16 protein-coding genes are annotated in these 19863 nt (G+C 70.6%); 1 reads left to right on the forward strand and 15 read right to left on the reverse strand.

The features are described from left to right. Window positions 1–153: 153 nt before the first annotated feature. The 14 genes from ACX9I7_RS19805 to ACX9I7_RS19870 all read right to left on the reverse strand — a co-directional run bounded on the left by ACX9I7_RS19805 (window position 154) and on the right by ACX9I7_RS19870 (window position 17133). The gene (locus ACX9I7_RS19805) at window positions 154–591 is read right to left on the reverse strand and encodes a hypothetical protein (protein ID WP_459388056.1); all 438 of its coding nucleotides are present in this window, start codon (window positions 589–591) and stop codon (window positions 154–156) included. After that, window positions 591–1886, reverse strand: a complete 1296-nt coding sequence (locus tag ACX9I7_RS19810) for an amidase domain-containing protein (protein ID WP_459388057.1) — start codon at window positions 1884–1886, stop codon at window positions 591–593. Before ACX9I7_RS19810 ends, ACX9I7_RS19805 begins: the two co-directional genes overlap by 1 nt. 4 nt (window positions 1887–1890) lie before the next feature. Beyond that, complete coding sequence (locus tag ACX9I7_RS19815) at window positions 1891–2214, reverse strand: type VII secretion target (RefSeq protein WP_459388058.1); 324 nt, start codon at window positions 2212–2214, stop codon at window positions 1891–1893. A gap of 139 nt (window positions 2215–2353) precedes the next feature. Next, window positions 2354–3568 (reverse strand): type VII secretion-associated serine protease mycosin, encoded by a 1215-nt coding sequence (gene mycP, locus ACX9I7_RS19820; protein ID WP_459388059.1) that lies wholly within the window; start codon window positions 3566–3568, stop codon window positions 2354–2356. A gap of 1654 nt (window positions 3569–5222) precedes the next feature. Continuing rightward, entirely contained in the window at window positions 5223–5663 is a 441-nt protein-coding gene (locus ACX9I7_RS19825) for a hypothetical protein (RefSeq protein ID WP_126914364.1), read from the reverse strand. A gap of 98 nt (window positions 5664–5761) precedes the next feature. Further along, complete coding sequence (locus ACX9I7_RS19830) at window positions 5762–8125, reverse strand: xanthine dehydrogenase family protein molybdopterin-binding subunit (RefSeq protein ID WP_387575238.1); 2364 nt, start codon at window positions 8123–8125, stop codon at window positions 5762–5764. Window positions 8126–8130: 5 nt separating this feature from the next. Further along, the gene (locus ACX9I7_RS19835; RefSeq protein WP_459388060.1) at window positions 8131–9963 is read right to left on the reverse strand and encodes a (2Fe-2S)-binding protein; all 1833 of its coding nucleotides are present in this window, start codon (window positions 9961–9963) and stop codon (window positions 8131–8133) included. Next, entirely contained in the window at window positions 9960–10904 is a 945-nt protein-coding gene (locus ACX9I7_RS19840; RefSeq protein WP_387575106.1) for an FAD binding domain-containing protein, read from the reverse strand. The genes ACX9I7_RS19835 and ACX9I7_RS19840 overlap by 4 nt, the downstream gene beginning before the upstream one ends. A 306-nt stretch (window positions 10905–11210) precedes the next feature. Beyond that, window positions 11211–12890 carry a beta-N-acetylhexosaminidase gene (locus tag ACX9I7_RS19845; protein ID WP_387575109.1) on the reverse strand — a complete coding sequence of 560 codons (1680 nt, stop codon included), beginning with the start codon at window positions 12888–12890 and terminating at the stop codon, window positions 11211–11213. An 8-nt stretch (window positions 12891–12898) separates the two neighbouring features. Beyond that, complete coding sequence (locus ACX9I7_RS19850) at window positions 12899–13750, reverse strand: carbohydrate ABC transporter permease (RefSeq protein WP_459388061.1); 852 nt, start codon at window positions 13748–13750, stop codon at window positions 12899–12901. Beyond that, window positions 13747–14667 (reverse strand): carbohydrate ABC transporter permease, encoded by a 921-nt coding sequence (locus ACX9I7_RS19855; RefSeq protein ID WP_387575114.1) that lies wholly within the window; start codon window positions 14665–14667, stop codon window positions 13747–13749. The genes ACX9I7_RS19850 and ACX9I7_RS19855 overlap by 4 nt, the downstream gene beginning before the upstream one ends. Then, entirely contained in the window at window positions 14664–16001 is a 1338-nt protein-coding gene (locus ACX9I7_RS19860; protein WP_459388062.1) for an extracellular solute-binding protein, read from the reverse strand. The genes ACX9I7_RS19855 and ACX9I7_RS19860 overlap by 4 nt, the downstream gene beginning before the upstream one ends. Before the next feature lie 178 nt (window positions 16002–16179). Further along, the gene (locus ACX9I7_RS19865) at window positions 16180–16470 is read right to left on the reverse strand and encodes a DUF3039 domain-containing protein (protein WP_109281359.1); all 291 of its coding nucleotides are present in this window, start codon (window positions 16468–16470) and stop codon (window positions 16180–16182) included. A gap of 30 nt (window positions 16471–16500) precedes the next feature. After that, window positions 16501–17133 (reverse strand): YqgE/AlgH family protein, encoded by a 633-nt coding sequence (locus ACX9I7_RS19870; protein ID WP_387575120.1) that lies wholly within the window; start codon window positions 17131–17133, stop codon window positions 16501–16503. Between the two features lie 335 nt (window positions 17134–17468). Between ACX9I7_RS19870 and murA the strand changes: the two genes are divergently transcribed. Further along, window positions 17469–18812, forward strand: a complete 1344-nt coding sequence (murA, locus tag ACX9I7_RS19875; RefSeq protein ID WP_459388063.1) for a UDP-N-acetylglucosamine 1-carboxyvinyltransferase — start codon at window positions 17469–17471, stop codon at window positions 18810–18812. Between the two features lie 366 nt (window positions 18813–19178). Here the strand turns inward: murA and ACX9I7_RS19880 are convergent, their stop codons facing one another. Further along, complete coding sequence (locus tag ACX9I7_RS19880) at window positions 19179–19460, reverse strand: HU family DNA-binding protein (protein WP_071961969.1); 282 nt, start codon at window positions 19458–19460, stop codon at window positions 19179–19181. Window positions 19461–19863: the final 403 nt, after the last annotated feature.

The raw sequence follows: 19863 nt of genomic DNA on the forward strand, positions 1-19863 counted from the left end.
GTGGCCTCGGGGAGGAGGGGACGGTCTCGGAACGTAAAGGCTCAGCCTAGCCAGTCAACGGCGCCCGCCTAGCGACGATTTCCCTGTGCCGCAGACCGCGCGATCAGGTACCCGGCCTCGCGGCCCACGCTCACCATGAAGACTGCTGGAGCACTAGCCACAGTCGCCCAGGATCGGACCGGAGTCGACGGGCGAGTACGTGGCGTACAACAGAAACAACTCCAGTGGAATCGTCAGCACGCCCGGCCACACGCCGATGTAGGCCACGAGTCCACGTTTCGTCCCCCGCAGCGGTAGGCCGTACAGCCGACGGATTCGTTTGGCGAGCAATACGCAAACCACCACTGCCGATATGCCGAGGACCGGCCCTGCCCACGCGGCGACATATTCCATCTTCGGGAAGGACATGTGCCGGCATGCTGCCTGTTGCCGTTCGACCCAGTCGCGATCGATCTCTTGAACCTGCCAGGACGTGACCACACCGATGACGGTCGCGAGCGGCACCCACAGTGCAGCGATCAGCGTCCCGGACGCGATCGGGCGCTTCTCTGTGGTGAGGTTGGAGGTGGCGGAGGAGGGCGAAGTAGTCATTAGTACCAATTCGGATGGGGGCGGACGAAGCGAATACGTTGCTCGCCGTCGTTCCTGTTGGCGATATGCACCCGACTGTCCAGGCTGACGTTCTGCCACGAGCTAGTGTGTTGGCTCAATTTGATGTCACCGTCGGGCGATACCGAGGTGACGAGGGCAGCGTGGTACGTCTCACCCTGAGGCTCACCGGCTCCAGGAGCTACTTGCTCGTAGAAGATGACGTCGCCAGGGCGCGTTTCCGACCACGGAACCTCCTCGCCGCCATTGCGCAGCAGAAACTTCTGCAGATCTTTGGCCAGGGACCAGGAACGCGAGTGGTAGGCCCGCTGGTCGAGCCAGGGCACTCCGACACCACTCTCTCGGCCCCAGGTGTTGTCACCCAAGGGGCCCGACCAGGAGTCGAACTTCTTCTGCATACCACCCGCTTCAAGGGCAGATGAGACAAAATTGGCGCAATTATTCTTGAAGGCAAGATCATCCTTCTTGTCCCAATGGTCCAACGCGTACCGCACCATCTCGACCCGGTCGATCTTCCCGTCGGGCCCCCGAAGCTCCTGCCCGACCTCCGGTGGCAAGCCCTTGAGGTCGGCGAGAGTCACGGGATCAGCCCGCATCAGGGCCTTCTGCTGCTCCGGGGTCAGCCCGTCCCACCAGGCGCGGACGAGGTGGGGGTCCTTGCCAGCCGGAATGCTGCCCCTGAGCATGGAGAACTCGACGTGGGAGGCATCGACTTCGAGCTCGTTGTGCGCCTTGCTGGTATTGGCCACGTCGACGGCCTTCGCCAGCTTGGCCAGCTCGGCGGACGCTTTCTCGTCGGCCTGCGCGGCCTGGCGCAACGATTCTTCTATCAGGCCGTCGATCTCGGCTATGTGCGCCGACTCCTTGGCATAGGCGTCCCGCACGTCCTGCGGAACATTGGGGCCCGTGGGGGCGGCGCCGGTATAGGCGCCGACGGCGCGGCCGTCCTGGATACGGAGGCCGTACTCGTTCGCGAGCTCGGTCGCGTGGAACAGCGTGCGCTGGGCCCATTCCATGGAGTAGGCCAGGCCGTCCAGCACCATGGCCACGCCCTTGGTGATGTCGCCGCCAGCCTCGAGGCGGTTGGCGATGTCTTCCAGGCGCTTGCCCGCCTTCTTGCCTGTGGCGTCTGCCCAGTGCTCGTCGAGCGGCTTTTTGCCCTGCGCGCGGATGTCTTCGGCGGCGGATTCGGACCGCCGGGAGAGTGCAACCCAGTCGTCGGCCGCTTTCTTCCACTGGTCGACGCGGCAACTGTAGAGGTCGTGATACGAGACCACGGGGTCAGTTCCCCCCGAATTCCGAGAGCCCGTGCTGGAGACGGGAGAAGGCATCCTTCGTCTGAAGGTCGGTGGTGTCGTAGGCGTTTGCCGAGCTGTGGAGGCTATCTGCCATCGTGTTCATCTGCTTGGCCAGGTCGACCATGTGGTTCTCCCAGGCGGTCGCGCATTGCTTCAGGGCCACGGCGGAGGCCCAGCCATGGTGGCCATCGGCGGCGGTGTCGCTTGAGTCGAGAGACCGGCGGAGGTTGTCCAGCGCGGTGTCGGCCGCCGCATGAGCCCCGCCGGCTCCCTGCCGCACGTATTCCGTCTTGATATTTATGTCCATCGACTTCCCCCTGGGAGACACGAGCAGCCTAGTCGGCATCCAGAAATAGCAGCAGCTCAGACGGGTTAGGTGGCCGGTCGCGGTGGCCATGCCATCCGTCCGGCCGAGCGGATGGTTGGGCGCCTGGAACCGGGACCGTCTACTTGGGCTGCGTCCTGCGGCGGCGTTTGAGCAGGGCGGATGCGCCTGAGACGAGGACTACCGCTGCGGCGACGCCTATGGCCAGTATGTTGCGCTGGGAGAACCAGCTGCTGCTGTCCTTCTGGGGCTCGGCTGCTTGCCGGTGCGCCATGTCCCCACCGCTGCTCGCAGTGCCAGGAGCCCGGGTCTTCGCTGCCGCGAGCTCGGGGAGGGGGCTCACGTCCGGGGGGCCGGGGTCGCCGGGGTTCTGGAGGGCGATGCGGGGGCGGACTACGCCGTAGCCGATGGAGTCGCTGCGCTTCTCGCCGCTCTTGGGGCCGCCAGCGGTGTTGATGAGGACGCGGAGGACCTGGTTGGCGGTCCAGTCGGGGTGGGCGGACCAGAGGAGGGCGGCTGAGGCGGAGGTCAGGGCGGTGGCGTCGCTTGTGCCGTGGCTTCGACAGAGGCCGGTGCCGCCCTTGCAGGTGGCGACGATGTTGTCGCCGGGGGCGGCCAGGTCGACCTGGGGGCCGTGCTGTGACTCTGCGGTCGCTTTGATGTCCTGGTCGACGGCGGCTACGCCCACCACGCCTGGGAAGGCGGCAGGGTATTCGGGCTGGTTACGCTCGTTACCAGTGTTACCGACTGCCGCGAAGATCAACTTTCCCTTGGCGACCGCATACCTCACGGCCTCCGCTTCATCTTCGTGTTCGAACGCCCCGCCCATGGATACATTGATGATCCTGGCTTCAGAGTCAGCCGCATATCGGATTGCCGCAGCGATAGAAGGAGCGGGCAGCACCTTCGGCGCAGGCACTTTGGCGTTGGCCACACGCAGGGGAAGGATCTTGGCCTTGGGGGCCAGGCCAAAGGCTCCTGCCCCTCCGTTGCCTCCCCCAGTCCCAGCGATGAGAACAGCCATGCTCGTCCCATGGCCGTCGTAGTCGGAGTGCGCGTCCCCTTCCAAGCCCGAAAAATCCTTACCGGGAAGCACTTGGCCTTGGAGGTCCGGCAGCTCTGCATCCACTCCGCTGTCGACCACGGCCACAGTCATGCCGGAGCCTGTACTCGTCCGCCACATTTCTTCAGCCCGCATCGCGTCCAAGTACCACTGCTGTGAACGGATCGTGTCAGCTTGGGTCGCAGGAGCAGGGGCAGCGAGAGCGAGGAGTACGGCAGCCGAGCTCACGGTGATTCCGCGCCTCATGAGCCCGTTGTGTTCGACACGACGCATGTCCGCCCTCTCATCATTTCCGCGCACTATTCGATGACCGGCGGAACAACACGTCGATGCATCTGCGACCAGGTCTCCTCATCTTCGACAAGATAATCAGGACGCTGCCCGCCCTGGCGACGCCGCGAGGGGGCATCTCCTGCCGCGCTTGGCGCCAGGAAGGCACTGCCCTGCACACCGCCTCGCGGCGATGCGCCACCGTCCACCGCCGGACGGCTCCGGACCAACCCCGCGCCACCAGGAGTGAACTCTCCGCCAGTACCGGGGCGCTGGACTGGACGACCACCGACAACACCGCCTGGCTCAGTAGCCAAGCGCCGTCCGGTCACCATGCCCGTCCTACTACTTGCCCCAGGCGAGCCGCCCACGACAGGACCCGCCCCACCTGGCATTCGGCCTTGAGGTTGTCCCTGACCTTCTGCACCGACGGCCGTGCCACGCGACGCCTGGCCAGTCGGTAGCCCCTGGCCGGGCGAGACAGGCCAGCCTCCGACAATCCCGGGATCGGCAATACGCGGTACCGCCAAGCCAGGCCGTACCGCCCCCATCCCTGGCCCAGTTGCCATGGGCTGTCGCGTCAACGGAGGAATGCCGCCGCTGACTGGTCTCCCAGGCTGCGTCGTGGAGGGCACAACAACACCCGGCAGAGAGGGCGATCCCCCATCGCCCCGGCCACCTGCATGACTATCTGCATGACCTGCTGGTGGGATGGAGGGAGCGGTCGGCATTGGAGCAACACCATCGATCTCAGTGCCGACGTTCCCATCCGGCAGAACTGCGCCGCGACGTCCGATGCTCGGAGCCCCACCCACGCTTCCAGGACCACCCGCACTGGGCAGAGCCACTCCAGATCGATCCACGCTTCGGGTCCCGCCGCCGATCGAGCTCGTTTCCGGGCTGCCCACTCCGCCCTGGTACCCCTGCCGACTGACGCCCGCCCCTCCGAGGTACTCACGGTCGTGACTCACGTCACCATCGCCTGGAATCGCATTCGGCATCGGCCGAAACGTAGGCCTCTCCCCCGTAGAAATCTGGTGCGCCGACCACGAGTACGACTCCGCCAGCTTGCGCATCAGCCGGGCGGCCTCCGCGCGGTCCGCGTCCAGTTGCTGCTGCGCCGCGTACGCCTGGGCCTGCGAGGGACCGGAAGTAGCAGCCCCCGGCAGGCCCCCGCTCTGGCCCGACAACCCCGGTGCCGCGATGGCGCCCACCTGGCCCGGGTTGTTGGCGCGGAAGGAGTCCAGGACCGTCTTCGACTCCGTCGAGACTTCCGGCATCGCGGACTTCACTCCGGACAGGGTTGCCGCCGCGTCGATCATCCATGAGCCCGTGTTGTGGCTGAACTCGCCGAGCCGGAGGGCCGCGTTGGCCATGTCGGTGCCCCACTCGCGGAAGGAGTCGCCGCCTTGGCCGGCCCATTCCACCTTGGCCATGTGGCCCTTCAGGTCCTCGCCGATCTTCTTGATGGTGGCGGCCGCGACCTGGAGTTTGGCGCCCAGGTCCTGGGTGCCCAGGGGGTCCGCCTGTTCGATCATCGCGCGGAGTTGTTCGTGCGACATCCACTCGAAGTTCGTCGTCGTGACCAGGCCGCTGCTGGGGTGCCGGATCAGCGGGGACGGGGTGGTCGGAGGCGTCGGGTTCATCGGCGTCGTCATCAGATCTGCCCCTCGTTGCTGCCGCCCTGCGGGCGGGGGGACGGCGTCGGCCCCGGTGCCGCCGGCTTCGGGTTGGGGTCACGGCTCGGCTCGTACAGTTCCCTCGTCCGGGCCTGGATCGCCCACATGCGGTCGCGGAGGTCCGCGTCGACGTTCGCGTAGCCGACCTTGGCCGCGTGGACCGCCGTGCCCAGGGCCTCGATCTGGTCGCTCAGAAGCTGGGACAGCGCCTTGAGTTGCGCGTGGACCTCGTTGTACGCGCTGTAGAGGGACTCGACCTCCGCGAAGCCCACGCCCAGTTGCGCGGGCACCAGGTGGTTGTCCGCCATGCGGTGCGGGGATGCCTCCGTGCCCTGGAGGTAGGTCAATAGGGCGTCGACCCTGCCCTTGAAGGATTCGAGGGAATCCAGTTCCGCCCGCAATCCCGATGCCCCACTCACGGTCCCCGCCCCGCCCCTCATGCCAGTCCGCCAGTTGTCTTGTACGCAAGAGCCACAAGACTACTGACTGCCACCGACATTCACCTGAGTACGTCTACTCAGGCGTTCACCGCCGCCGTCTGCGGCCTGATCGGCAGGCGGTTGACCGGGCGGCCCGTGGCCGCCCGTACCGCCCCCGCCACCGCCGCCGGGGAGGTGACGACCGGCACCGCGCTGATCGCCTTCGCGCCGAAGGGGGCGACCACGTCGCGTTCCTCCACCAGCTTGACGATGTGGACGTCCGGGGCGTCCAGTGCCGTCGGGAGGGCGTAGGACATCAGGTCGGGGCGGCGGACCTGGCCGGTGTTGGTGCGGAGATTCTCCGTCAGCGCGGCGCCCACACCCTGGATCACGCCCGCCTCGACGCGGGCCCTCGCCTGGGCCGGGTTCAGGACGCGGCCCACGTCCTGGGCGACGGCCAGTTCGACGACGCGCACCGAGCCCAGGTCGACGTCCACGTCCACCACGGCACGGACCGCGCAGAAGGCCATACCGACGAAGGCGTCGCCCTGGCCGGAGTCGTCCAGGGGCTCCGTGGGGTGGGGGCGGCACTGGGCGGTGGCCCAGAGTTCCTTGCCGTCGAGCGCCTCGGCCACCGTCGTGCTGAGGACGCCGTCGTACGACGTGATCTTGCCGTCGGCGATGGTCAGCAGCTCCGTCGACATGCCGAACTGGTGGGCCAGCGGCTGGAGGAGCTGCGTACGGACCATTCTCGCCGCGCGCTCCACCGCGCCGCCCGAGACCCATGTGTGGCGGCTGTGCGCGGCCGGCCCGCACGGCGGCTGGTCGGTGTCGACCGGGGCGACGTGGACCTCCTCGATGCCCAGGACCTCCTGGACGATCTGCCGCGCCAGCGTGGCGAAGCCCTGGCCCGTCTCCACGGCGGCGCAGATGACCGTGGCCACCGAGCCGGAGACCTTCACCGTGGCCGTGGAGACCTCGTCGGCGCCCTCCGCGCCCAGCATGTGGACCATGCCGACGCCGTAGCCGACGCCCCGGCGCACCGCGCCCGGGTCGCCCGCGCCGTCGGGGCCGCCGGGGAGGAGCCAGTCGTCCTCGTTGTCGTCGGGGTCGTCCTTGGGAAGAGCAGGGAGCGGGTAGTCGCGGACGGCGCGCAGGAGTTCGGCGACCGGGGCCGGGCAGGTGACGGTCTGGCCGGTGGGCAGGACGTCGCCCGTGGCCATCACATTGCGCATGCGCAGTTCCGCCGGGTCCAGGCCGAGCCGCTCCGCGAGCTTGTCCATCTGGCCCTCGTACGCGGCGCACACCTGCATGGCGCCCTCGCCGCGGACGTGCCCGGAGGGCGGGTTGTTGGTGCGGACGACCCAGCCCTCCACGAAGGCGTGCGGGACGACGTACGGGCCGCAGGCGAAGGCCACGGCCGCCGCCAGCGCGTCCGAGGAGGAGTCGGCGTAGGCGCCGCCGTCCATCAGGATCTGGGCCTCGACCTTGACGAGCTTGCCCTCGGCGTCCGCGTGGTGGCGGTAACGCAGCAGGGTGGGGTGGCGGTGCGGGTGGCTGAGGAAGGACTCCTCGCGCGTCGCCACCAGCTTGACCGGGTGGCCCGTGCGCAGGGCGAGCAGGCCCAGGGCGAGCTGGATGCCCGGGTCCTCGCGGTCGCCCATGGCGCCGGGGACGCCCGTAACGACGACCTTGACGCGGTCGTTCTCCAGGCCCAGGCAGGCGGCGACGAGGTCGCGGTCGGCGTGCGGGTCGGTGGAGGCGGTGTAGATCTCGACGCCGCCGTCGGGGCGCGGCACGGCCAGCGCGGCCTCGGCGCCGATGGGCGCGGGGTCCTGCCGGCCGATCCGGTACAGGCCCTCGACGACGACCTCGCCGACCGCCTCCGGGTCGCCGAAGCGCAGCGGGATGTGGCGGACCAGATTGCCGTCGGGGTGCAGCGGTTCGGCGGCGAACGCCTGCTCGGGGTCGGTGACCGGGTCGAGCGGCTCGTACTCCACCACGATGGCCGCGGCGGCGAGGCGGGCCGTGTCCGGGTGGTCGGCGGCGACGGCGGCGATCGGCTCGCCGTGGTGCCGCACGAGGTCGGAGGCGAAGACGGGCCGGTCGGCGATGCCCCGGCCGTACCTGTTCTCGCCCGGCACGTCGGCGTGGGTGACGACGGCTCGGACGCCCGGCATCGTCGCGGCCGCCGAGGTGTCGATCGAGACGATGCGGGCGTGGGGGTGCGGCGAGCGCAGCACGGCGGCCCACAGCAGGCCCTCCGCCCACAGGTCCGCCGCGTAGGGGAAGGTGCCCTGGGCCTTGGCGGCCGCGTCGGTGGAGGGCAGGGAGACGCCGATGCCGAGGAGGGGCTCCTCGGGGGTGGCGGGCGGTACGAGGGTGGCGGTGGTGACGGATGCCGGGATGTCGCCCGCGCCCGTGCCGCCCGCCATTCCGCCCGTACCGGTCATCCCGCCCATTCCCGTCATGCCGTTGCCTTTCCAAAGCCACTGCCGGTGCCGCCGTCCCCGTACGGGCCGTCACCGTAGGGGCCGCCACCGCCGTAGGAGCCCGTGTCGTACGAGCCCGTGTCGTACGCACCCGAGTCGTACGTTCCGTACGCCCCCTCGCCGTACGGCGCCTGGGCGTACGAACCGTCGCCGTACGAGCCGTCGCCGAACGAGCCGTCGCCGTACGGGCCGGGCTGCTGGTGCGGGATGCCCATCGTGTCCGGGCCCGCGTCCGGGGCCTGAAGGCCCTGGGCCTGTTCCTCCTGCGCCGCCGTCTCCTCTTCCAGGGCGGCCGTCTCCGCGCGCTCGTCGACGACCTGGCGCACCGCTTCGAGCACCCCCCGGTACCCGGAGCAGCGGCAGAGGTTGCCGCAGATGGCCTGCCGGGTCTCCAGCTCGGTCGGGGCATGGTTGCCCTCGAGCAGGTCGTGCACGGTCATCGCGAGACCGGGTACACAGAAGCCGCACTGGACGGCACCGCACTCGGCGAGCGCCCGCTGGACGTCGGACGGCTGCCCGTGCGCCGCGAGGCCCTCGACCGTACGGACCTCCGAGCCCGCCGTCGTCGCCGCCGGCACGAGACAGGACGCGACCAGCCGGCCGTCCACCTGGACGGAGCACGCGCCGCACTCCCCCTGCGAGCAGCCGTCCTTGGCGCCCGCGAGGCCGAGTCGCTCGCGCAGGACGTAGAGCAGCGACTCGCCGATCCACGCGTCGGTCACGGGACGGTCGGTGCCGTTGACGCGCAGGACGTACGAGGCGCAGGGGTGCTCGTTGAGGAGGTAGGGCCGCGGGTCGGCGGGGGCCGGGGCATCGGCAGAAGGGATATCGGCAGGCGGGATGTCGGCAGGCAGGATGTCGGAGGCCAGGGGCTGGTCCTCCTGCTCCGGGGCCTCGGCCTGGCCCTGTTCCAGGACTTCAGCCTCGCCCTGGTCTTGGCCGTCGGCCGGCTCCGCTTCCGGTTCCTGTTCCGGCTGCGCCTCGACCTCGGCCTCGACCTTGGCCTCCGCATCAGCTTCGGCCGTCTCGGTCGCCTCACTGGTCACGACGGGCTCGGCCGCAGCCGTCCACTCGTCGGTCGGATTATCGCCCGCACCGGTGACCGGACGGTCCTCGGCGATGACGTCGGCGACACCCGTTCCGTACCCGGCGGACGCGTCCCGCGCGGCCGGTACGGTCCACTGCTGCTCGGCGGAACCGCGCAGCGCGTACTCCCCGGACTCCTCCACCGAGTCGTCACCGGCGGCCGGGACCGACCACTGCCCCGTGGCCCCGGGCCCCGGGTGGTTCACCGGCTCCGGGCCGGTGGCGTTCACGGCCTCGTCCGCCGCGAAGGGAACCTGCCACTGCGCCGTCGCGTGCGGATCGGCGGCACCACCGTCGTCCGCACCCGGAACATGCTGCTCGGGTACGTGCTGCCCCGGAACGTGCTGCTCCGGCATGTGCCCATCCGACACATGCTGCTCCGGCACGTGCTGCTCCGGCACGTGCTGCTCCGGCACATACCGGTGCTCGTACGCGTCCCAGTGCTGCTGCGTCGGCACCTGCGGCTCGTGCTGATGCGGGGCCGGGTGCTGCGGCGCCTGCTGCTGCCAGGAGTCCACGACCGGGGGCGCGTAGCCCGTGCCGGGCGCCGCCAGGGGGCTCCATCCCGCGCCGGTCCCGGGGCCGGTCTGGGCCAGGAGCTCGGGCGGGAGCTGGACGAAGGTCGTGCCCTCGGCCTCCAGGCCCGCCCCCTGCGGGATCGGCTGCCAGCCGCCCGCGCCGGGCGTGGGGGCATGGGTGTGTCGCTGCTGGTCGTCACTCACGCGAGTGCCCTCCCCAGTGCTCGGCGGGCCAGGGTCGCCACCGTACGACGGAGGTGCAGCACGGCCGGCGGCAGGGTACCGGGCTCGGCTCCGTCACGAGGGGCATGAGGGTCATGGGGGTCGTGGGGGGACAGCGGGTTGGGCGGCTCGGGCACCGGATCGGGGATGCACGCTGCCGCGACGTAGTCGCCGAAGGCGGCGAGGGCGTCCGGCGCGAGCGCGCGGTCGCCGTCCCAGTCGATGATCGAGGACACCCAGCGTTCGGCGTCGAACGGCCGCAGCGGCATCGGCGCCACCGCGCCCACCGCGCAGCGCACGCTGCGCCGCGCGGGGTCGAGAACGACGGCGACGGAGGCGATGGCGCGGCCGGGGCCCGTCCGGCCGGTCGCCTTGAGGAAGGTCTGGGGGGCGTGCAGCAGCGGTACGCGCACGTAGCCGATCAGCTCGCCGGGGCGCAGCATGTCGAGCCCGGCCAGCAGGCGGCCGACGGGGATCTCGCGGCGCGTCCCGCCGGGGCCGGCGATGACGAGCGAGGCTTCGAGGGCGGCGAGCACGGGCAGGGTGTCGCCGGTCGGCTGGGCGGAGGCGATGTTGCCGCCGAGGGTGCCGGCGTTGCGGATCTGGGGCGGTCCGGCGGCGCGGGCGGCGGCGGCGAGCGCCGGCATGAGCGCGGCGAAGTCCGGGCGGCCCATCCGGGCGTGGGTGAGGCCGGCGCCCAGCAGGGCGGCGCCGTCCTGGTACTGCCAGCCCTTGATCTCGCTGATGCGGCCGAGGCCGACGAGGCCCGCGGGGCGCAGCAGCCCGGAGTTGACGGCCGCCATGAGATCGGTGCCGCCGGCGACGGGCACGGCCGTGGGCATGGCGGCCAGCGCCGCCACGGCCTCGTCCAGCGAGCCCGGCAACGTCACCGTGTGCGCCGCCTGCGGTGCGTGCGTGGTCAACCCAGGTGCCCCTTCCCGGTGGGCCCGACTGTTCCGTCAGGTCCTCGCCGTACGGTACGTGCTGTCGGCCCGGACGTGGAAACTTTGGCACATCTTCCGGTTCCGCTGTCGCGAGGGTCCGCAAGCCGTGGTCGCGTACCCGTCCAGGGAGAAAGTCCGGGTTGGGAGACTCTCACCACTGTGGGCGCTTTGCCAGCGTATTGCGGTGCTTGCTGACTCTTGTGCGGCCCTTGTACGACTTACGGCAGTGTGCGGAGGACCACCGTGCCAGGGGCCGTCGCACGGTTCGTCAGCTTCCGGTGCGGCTCACACGATCGGGGGCGCGCCCTCGATCGGGCGTCCGAGCACTCCGGGCCGGCGCTGCCAGGGGTGGGGGCCGCCGGGCGGCCGGTAGTCGACGCCGAGGGCGTCGAGCCGGGCGTAGTGGGCGGCCATCCTGCGTTCGAAGGCGGGGTGGTCGCGGGCGGCGGGGGCGGGCAGCGGGGACCACACGGTCTCGGCGAAGGCGGCCAGGCGGGGGAACGCCTGGTAGTCGAGGCGCCGCTGGTCCTCCATCACCTCCGTCCAGAGGTTGGCCTGGGCACCGATGATCCGGGCGGCCTCGGTCTCCGTGAGCTCCGCCGGCACCGGGTCGAAGCGGTAGACGTCCTCCAGAGTGCGGACGTAGCCGATGGGGACGGGCTCGTCGGCGCCGGGCGCCTGGCGGTGGTCGAGGTAGACCTGTTGTTCGGGGCACATCACGACGTCATGGCCCGCCCGTGCGGCGGCGATGCCGCCCGCGTAGCCGCGCCAGGACGAGACGGTGGCGCCTTCCGAAAGACCCACGAGACCCGCCAGGCCCCCCTCCAGGATCTCGTCCCACCCGACCATCCGGCGGCCGCGTTCCGCGAGCCAGCGGTCGAAGTGCCGGATGAACCAGCTCTGGAGCTCGTCCTCGTCCGCCAGCCCCTCCGCCGCCATCCGGGCCCGCGCCGCCGGGGACGCCTTCCACTGGTCCTTGGGGCACTCGTCGCCGCCGATGTGGACGAAGGGCGAGGGGAAGACGTCGAGGACCTCGGTGAGGACGTTCTCGTAGAAGGCGAGGGTGTGGTCGGTGGGGGCGAGGACGTTCGGACTGACCCCCCACGTGTCCCAGACGGTGAGGGCCGCGGTGTCGACGACGTCGGTGTTGCCCAGTTCGGGATGGGCGGCGATGGCGGCCTGCGAGTGGCCGGGCAGGTCGATCTCGGGGACGACGGTGATGTGCCGCTCGGCGGCGTACGCGACGATCTCGCGCAGGTCGTCCTGTGTGTAGTAACCGCCGTGCGGGCGCTCGTCCCACAGCGGCGAGGCCCGGTGGCCGAGCTTGGTGCGGGCGCGCCAGGAGCCGGTCCGGGTCAGCTCCGGATAGCGGTGGATCTCCATGCGCCAGCCCTGGTCGTCCGTCAGGTGGAGGTGGAGGACGTTGAGCTTGTGGGCGGCGAGCAGGTCGAGGTAGCGGAGGACGCCGTCCTTGGGGAGGAAGTGCCGGGCGACGTCGAGGAGGACGCCGCGCCAGGCGAAGCGGGGGGCGTCCTCGATGGCGACCATCGGGAGCTCCCACCCGGCCCTGGGCCCGATCGGTGCCCGCCGGAAGGCCGCCGGGCCCAGCAGCTGACGGAGGGTCTGGGCGCCCCAGAAGACCCCGGCACTGCTGCCTCCGTCGACGCGCACGGCGTGGCCGTCCACCACGACGCGGTAGCCCTCGGGGCCGAGCCTGCGCCCGAGGGCCGGGTCGACGGCGAGCACGATGCGGTTGTCGTCATCGTCGCCCGGGGCCAGCGGCAGCCCGGTCGCCGCGCCGACGGTCGCGCGCAGCCAGCGCGCCACGCCCTCGGTGCCGGGGCGCGCCTCGACGAGCGTCTCCTCGTCGAGGACGTACAGGCCCGGGGGCGGCACCTCGCGGACGGACACCGGGGCCGGGATCAGGTCGAGGCCCAGCTCACGATCGAGGTTGAGATCGTCCATGGTTCAGTTCAGTCCTTCACCGCTCCGCCGAGGCCCGAGACGAGCCCGCGCTGTACCAGTACGAAGAAGACGAGCACCGGAATCGTCATCACGGTCGACGCCGCCATGATGCCGCCCCAGTCGTTGCCCTCGTCCTTGAAGAAGACCAGCAGTGCCATCGGGAGCGTCGAGTTCTCGGTGGCGCTGATGATGAAGGACTTGGCGAGGAGGAAGTCGTTCCATGTCGAGATGAAGGAGAAGACGCTCGTCGCCACCAGTCCCGGGAAGACCAGCGGAAAGAGGATCCGCCACAGGAAACGGGCCCGGCTCGCCCCGTCGAGGTACGCCGCCTCCTCCAGCGACTCCGGCACCGCCCGGACGAAGCCGCGCAGCATCCAGATCGCGAAGGGGAGGGAGAAGGCGATGTGCGGGAGGATCAGCGAGCCCAGCGTATTGAGCCCGACGCCGGGCACTCCGGTGACGTCGCCCAGGTCCCGCATCAGGAAGAAGAGCGGAATCGTCAGGGCCTCGACCGGCACCATCTGCGCGACGAGGAACATGACGAGCAGCGTCGTCCGGAAACGGAACCGGAATCGGGTGACGGCCACGGCCGCCAGAAAGGCGATCAGCGCGGAGGCGACGACCACGACGACGGCGACCAGCAGGCTGTTGCCCAGGTAGCGGCCGAAGTCCTGCTGGCCGAAGACCCGCCGGAAGGCGTCCAGGGTGGGGTGCGCGGTCCACGGCCGGGCGTCCTCCGACAGCACTTCGCCTTCCGGTTTGAAGGCCGAGAGCACCATCCAGTAGAGGGGAAAAGCCGCCGCCGCCGCGCACAGCAGCGCGACCGATTCCGCCAGGAGCCGACCTCGGGGTCGTCTCATATCTCCTCCCCTTGCCGTCTCAGCAGCCGCAGGTATCCGAGCGTCACCGCCAGCAGGATCAGCAGCATCACCACGCCGATCGCCGAGCCGAGGCCGTACTGCGAGGAGGCGAACGCCTTCTGATAGGCGTAGACGTTCAGCGTCAGGTTCTGTCCGGCGATACCGCCGCCGTTCGTCATCACATAGATCTGCGTGAAGACCTTGAAATCCCAGATGACCGACTGGATCGTGACGACGACCAGGACCGGGCGCAGCATGGGGGCCATGACGTCCCGCCAGATCCGCCACTGCGAGGCCCCGTCCAGCGCCGCCGCCTCCAGTACCTCCCCGGGAATCGCCCGGATGCCCGCGTAGACGGTCACCATGACGAAGGGGAACGAGCACCAGACGATTTCCAGCAGGACGAGCGCGAAGGCGCTGTACCGGTCGTAGGTCCACGCGTAGCCGTCGAATCCGCTCAGCCCGAGCCGGGAGAGCGCCTTGTCGACCGGGCCGAAGTCGGGGTCGAAAAGGAAGACCCACACCGTGGAGCCGGTGATGGCGGGCGTGGCCCAGGCCCCCAGTGCGGCGAGCGTCAGCGCCAGTCGCGGCAGGGCCCGGATCCGCGTCAGCAGCACCGCCAGCGCGCAGCCGACGGCGAGGGTGGCGACGACGCAGGCCGCCGCGAAGACGACGGTCGTCAGCAGGACCTGGCCGAACTGGGCGTCGGTGAAGAGCGCGCGGTAGTTGCCCAGTCCCTGGAAATTGGTCGGCTCTCCCCCGCTGACCTGGGCCTGGGTGTATTCGAGGAAGGAGATCAGGCCCAGCTCGTAGACGGGGTAGACGAGGAGTCCGCCGAGGACGACGAGCGCCGGGGCGAGGTAGAGCCAGGGCGTGGCGCCCTTCCCTCCCGTCCCTCCCATGGCTCGGGCCCTCATGACCGCAGTCCGTTCTTCCGGAAGGCGGCGTTCATCTTCCGTGCCGCCCCGGCCGTCGCCGTGTCCACGTCCTCGCGTCCGCTCACGACCTCCTGGAGCAGGGTCGGCAGCACCTGCCCGGCGTCGATGGCGGCCCAGGCCGGAGTCACCGGTACGCTCCGCGCGCCCGCCGCCAGCGTCCGTACGAACGGCTCCACGAAGGGCCGTTTCCGCGCCGCCTCGGCGCGGACGTCGGTGAAGGCCGGCAGGAAGCCCATGGCGTCGAAGAGCCGGGCCTGGGTGCGCTTGCCGGCCAGGGTCTTCAGCAGGTCCACGGCGAGGGTGCGATGGGTGCTGCTTCTGAGCACCCCGAGGTTGTTCCCGCCCGCGAAGGCGGGGGCGATCCGCCCCTCCCTGGTCCCGGGCAGCGGTACGACCGCGTACGCGCCCTTGACCTTGCCGTTCTCCATGGCCTGATGGCTGAAGTCACCGGCGATGGCCATGGCCGCCTTGCCGGACGCGAAGGCCTGGACCGTCTCGTTGCCGGTCATCCGGGCGCACCGGCTCGCGGGGCAGTTGTGGTCGCCGAACAGGCTCGTGTAGGCCGCGATGCCCCGCCTGGCGGCGGGGTCGCCGACGGTGGCCTCGTACGACCGGCCCTTCCGCTCGGCGACGTCCCCGCCGTGCGCCCAGACGAAGGGCAGCGCCGCATAGGTGTACGCGCCGCCCACCGCGAGCCCGTACAGCCCGGGGCGGGCCGCGTGGACGCGGCGGGCGGTCGCGGCCAGTTCGTCCAGGGTGGCCGGGGGCTTCAGGCCCAGCTCCCGGAAGACGTCGGTGCGGTAGTACAGGGCCCGGACGCCCACGAGGAGCGGCGCGCCGTAGAGCTTGCCGTCCACGGTCACGGACCGCTTCGCGGCCGGGTCGAGGGCGCGGGCGTCGTCCCAGGCCGCCAGGTCGGCGGTGAGATCGGCCAGCCCGCCGTCCCGGACGTACCCGGCCGTGTCCGTGTTGCCGTACTCGACGACGTCGGGGGCGCTCCGCGGGTCGTTGAACGCGGCCTTGATCCGCTGGGCCCGGGTCTCGACGGGGATGTAGGTGACCTCGGCCCGCGCCCCGCGGTGGGTCTTCTCGAACGCGGCGACGGCCTCGTCTACGACCGCCGCCTTGGGCGCGTTGTCGACCTCGCGGAAGAGCCAGACCCGCAGGGTGCCGGTCGCGCGGTCCCCGCCCGCGCCGCCGGACGGCGTACGCGGCGCGCAGGCGCCGACGCCCGCGGCGCACAGCAGCGCTCCCACCACGACCAGGACGAACGTTCGTAACGATGCCGACGTCGTCGTCGACGGCCACGCCATGAGGCCCCCCGAGCGTTGCAACATACGCAATGGACGTTTCGCAGCGCACAACTGAGAGGAGGCTAAGCGGGGTGACGGCGCTCCGACAAGAGCAGATCCGACAACAGCAAAACGGCTCCCAGGGCGCGATCACGCGCCCTGGGAGCCGTCGGCGAACCCGAGAGTGAGAAGCGGGGGGCTACTTCTTGTCGCCGCCCTTGCCGCCCTTGTCGTCCCCGCCGGCGCCCATGCCGTCGAAGATCTCCTTGCACATCGGACAGACCGGGTACTTCTTGGGGTCGCGCCCGGGCACCCAGACCTTGCCGCACAGGGCGACGACCGGGGAGCCGGAGAGCGCGCTCTCCATGATCTTGTCCTTCTGGACGTAATGGGCGTAGCGCTCGTGGTCGCCGTCGCCGTGCGACACCTGCGGCGTCGGCTCTACGAGGGTGCCGGTACCTGCCCCGCGCTCGGGCTCAAGAGTGCTCATGGTCTCCAAGAGTACTGGGGACGGCGCGGGTCAGTTGAGGCTCGGGTCGTCCGGATAGGTGGCGACCATCGCCAGCTCGCTGCGCTGACGCCGCAGGACGGCCCGCCACAGCCGCGCCGGGTCCGGGGACGACACGTCGCCGGGCTCCGACTCCACCACGTACCAGGCTCCCTCGGCCAGCTCCTTCTCCAGCTGCCCCGGGCCCCAGCCGGAGTACCCGGCGAAGATCCGCAGCGAGCCCAGGACCCTGGCCATCAGCTCGGGCGGGGCCTCCAGGTCGACCAGGCCGATCGCCCCGTGCACCCTGCGCCAGCCGACGGGATCCCCCATGGCGGACGACGGCGGCGGGCCCGCGCCGGAGCCCTCGCCCGCCGGGGACGGCCCTTCGTGCTCCCGGGCCTCGCCCGGCACCACCGCCACACCCAGCGCCGAGTCCAGCGAGACCGGGCCGCCCTGGAAGACCACCCCCGGCTCCCCGGCCAGCGCGGCCCAGGGCTCCAGGACGTCGCCGACGCCGACCGGGGTCGGGCGGTTCAGGACCACGCCGAGGGAGCCGTCCTCGTCGTGGTCGAGCAGCAACACCACCGCGCGGTCGAAATTGGGGTCGGACAGCGCGGGCGTCGCGACAAGCAGTCGCCCTGTGAGCGAGGACACCTCGGTCATGGGCACATGATCCCCCATTTCGCCCCTCCGGGGGGAGTGGACGAGTGCCCCCGCCCGGGGCGGGTAGGGGGCGTACGAGAGCAGCGCCCGCGCAAGTGACCGAAAGCGACCTCGCGGCCACGGAAAGCGCCGGAAAGGCCGTCGGGGGCGCGAGCACGGGCCCGCCGGGTGGTCCGGCGACGCCCCGGCGATAACCGGTAGCGACCGTTCCATAAACACAGAGTGTTGTGACAAACCCATGACGTGCTTTCCGGCCCTCCAGGGCGCCAGAAGGGCCCCCGGGTCGCATTACCCTTTCTTCTTGCCCCCTGCCCAACTCCAGGAACGCGAGATCCATGACCGGCCCTGACGATGTCCTGCTTGTCCACGGCGGCACCCCGCTCGAGGGAGAGATCCGCGTCCGCGGCGCGAAGAATCTCGTGCCGAAGGCCATGGTCGCCGCCCTGCTCGGGCACGGTCCCAGTCGGCTGCGCAACGTGCCCGACATCCGTGACGTCCGCGTCGTGCGCGGTCTGCTCCAGCTGCACGGTGTGACCGTCCGCCCCGGCGACGAGCCCGGCGAGCTGGTTCTCGACCCGACGTACGTGGAGAGCGCCAACGTCGCGGACATCGACGCCCACGCCGGTTCCTCGCGCATCCCGATCCTGCTCTGCGGCCCGCTGCTGCACCGCCTCGGCCACGCCTTCATCCCGGGCCTGGGCGGCTGCGACATCGGCGGCCGGCCGATCGACTTCCACTTCGAGGTGCTGCGCCAGTTCGGCGCGACGATCGAGAAGCGCGAGGGCGGTCAGTACCTGGAGGCGCCGCAGCGGCTGCGCGGCTGCAAGATCCGCCTGCCCTACCCCTCGGTCGGCGCGACCGAGCAGGTGCTGCTGACCGCCGTCCTGGCGGAGGGCGTCACGGAGCTGTCCAACGCGGCCGTGGAGCCGGAGATCGAGGACCTCATCTGCGTGCTGCAGAAGATGGGCGCGATCATCGCCATGGACACCGACCGGACGATCCGCATCACCGGTGTCGACAAGCTCGGCGGCTACAACCACCGCGCCCTGTCCGACCGCCTGGAGGCGGCCTCCTGGGCGTCGGCCGCGCTGGCCACGAGGGGCAACATCTACGTCCGCGGCGCCCAGCAGCGGTCGATGATGACCTTCCTCAACACCTACCGCAAGGTCGGCGGCGCCTTCGAGATCGACGACGAGGGCATCCGCTTCTGGCACCCGGGCGGCTCGCTCAACGCCATAGCGCTGGAGACGGACGTCCACCCCGGCTTCCAGACGGACTGGCAGCAGCCGCTGGTCGTGGCCCTGACGCAGGCCTCGGGCCTGTCCATCGTCCACGAGACGGTCTACGAGTCCCGCCTGGGCTTCACCTCCGCGCTCAACCAGATGGGCGCGCACATCCAGCTCTACCGCGAGTGCCTGGGCGGCTCCGCCTGCCGCTTCGGCCAGCGCAACTTCCTCCACTCGGCCGTCGTCTCCGGCCCGACGAAGCTCCAGGGCGCGGACATGGTCGTCCCCGACCTGCGCGGCGGCTTCTCGTACCTGATCGCGGCCCTGGCCGCGGAGGGCACGTCCCGGGTGCACGGCATCGACCTGATCAACCGCGGCTACGAGAACTTCATGCAGAAGCTGCGGGATCTGGGCGCGAACGTGGAGATGCCCGCACCTTCCGCGCAGGGCTGACCCGGCCCCGGCTGGGGGTCCGGGGGTTATCCCCCGGGGAACACAGCATGCAGAAGCTGCGGGATCTGGGCGCGAACGTCGAGATGCCGGGCGGTTCCGACGCCTGACGGTGAGGGGGCTCCGCCCCCTCGAACCCCCGGACGGGGCTGACGTACGTCAGCCCCGTCCGGCGTTTTACGGCACGACCCCCCTGCCGGGCCGTCAGGGCCCCGAACGGGGGCGGGTGGGGCCCGGGCACCCTGACGGGGTGTTAGGGGCTTTACGGGCCACGCAAGGGCCGTTTACGCGGCAACGCGGAGGGGCATGCTCCCCTGATACGCCAAAAGGGCGGTCACCCCCTGGGTGACCGCCCTTCGAGCTGAAGGCTTACTTGCCCTTCGCGGCTTCCTTGAGCTTGGAGCCCGCGGAGACCTTCACGCTGTAACCGGCAGCGATCTGGATCGGCTCGCCCGTCTGCGGGTTGCGCGCGGTCCGAGCGGCACGGTGGGTGCGCTCGAAGGTCAGGAAGCCGGGGATGGTGACCTTCTCGTCGCCCTTGGCGACGATCTCGCCGACGGTCTCGGCGAGCGCGGCCAGAACGGCGTCGGCGTCCTTGCGGGTCACCTCGGCGCGGTCGGCCAGAGCGGCCACCAGCTCACTGCGGTTCATGTTGTACTCCCGTGTTCTTCTTGCCAATGAGGCGTGAGATCGAAGCCGATGCTGCCAGGGCCCTCGGACAGTCCCCGGACCCGGGTCCGTATGCCAGACCCTCGCGCCCGGTTACGCATCCTGCCCCCACCAGTGGCGGGAAAGCCAATCCGGCACCCTGGAGAGTCACACGGAAAGCGCCACGGCCAGCTGCCACAGCCTCGGATGAGGCCGCATTTCTGCGGCCCGATGTCTGCCCGACACCTTATGGGGGGCCCAGCGGCGTCGCGCCACTCGACGCGCCGTGCGTCAGGCCGTCGTGGTGCCTGTCACAGCGGCCCCGGCGGCCTTGGCGGCCTCCCGGACGGCACCCGCGACGGCCCCGGCGACCTTGTCGTTGAAGACGCTGGGGATGATGTAGTTC

Source organism: Streptomyces sp. L500 (assembly GCF_054551825.1).

Coding starts and splice junctions, on each gene's coding strand:
- ACX9I7_RS19805 (WP_459388056.1), bottom strand. CDS start 591: ATGACTACTTCGCCCTCCTCCGCCACCTCCAACCTCACCACAGAGAAG.
- ACX9I7_RS19860 (WP_459388062.1), bottom strand. CDS start 16,001: ATGGCGTGGCCGTCGACGACGACGTCGGCATCGTTACGAACGTTCGTC.
- ACX9I7_RS19845 (WP_387575109.1), bottom strand. CDS start 12,890: ATGGACGATCTCAACCTCGATCGTGAGCTGGGCCTCGACCTGATCCCG.
- ACX9I7_RS19880 (WP_071961969.1), bottom strand. CDS start 19,460: ATGAACCGCAGTGAGCTGGTGGCCGCTCTGGCCGACCGCGCCGAGGTG.
- ACX9I7_RS19815 (WP_459388058.1), bottom strand. CDS start 2,214: ATGGACATAAATATCAAGACGGAATACGTGCGGCAGGGAGCCGGCGGG.
- murA (WP_459388063.1), top strand. CDS start 17,469: ATGACCGGCCCTGACGATGTCCTGCTTGTCCACGGCGGCACCCCGCTC.
- ACX9I7_RS19865 (WP_109281359.1), bottom strand. CDS start 16,470: ATGAGCACTCTTGAGCCCGAGCGCGGGGCAGGTACCGGCACCCTCGTA.
- ACX9I7_RS19850 (WP_459388061.1), bottom strand. CDS start 13,750: ATGAGACGACCCCGAGGTCGGCTCCTGGCGGAATCGGTCGCGCTGCTG.
- ACX9I7_RS19855 (WP_387575114.1), bottom strand. CDS start 14,667: ATGAGGGCCCGAGCCATGGGAGGGACGGGAGGGAAGGGCGCCACGCCC.
- ACX9I7_RS19830 (WP_387575238.1), bottom strand. CDS start 8,125: ATGGGCGGGATGACCGGTACGGGCGGAATGGCGGGCGGCACGGGCGCG.
- mycP (WP_459388059.1), bottom strand. CDS start 3,568: ATGCGTCGTGTCGAACACAACGGGCTCATGAGGCGCGGAATCACCGTG.
- ACX9I7_RS19870 (WP_387575120.1), bottom strand. CDS start 17,133: ATGACCGAGGTGTCCTCGCTCACAGGGCGACTGCTTGTCGCGACGCCC.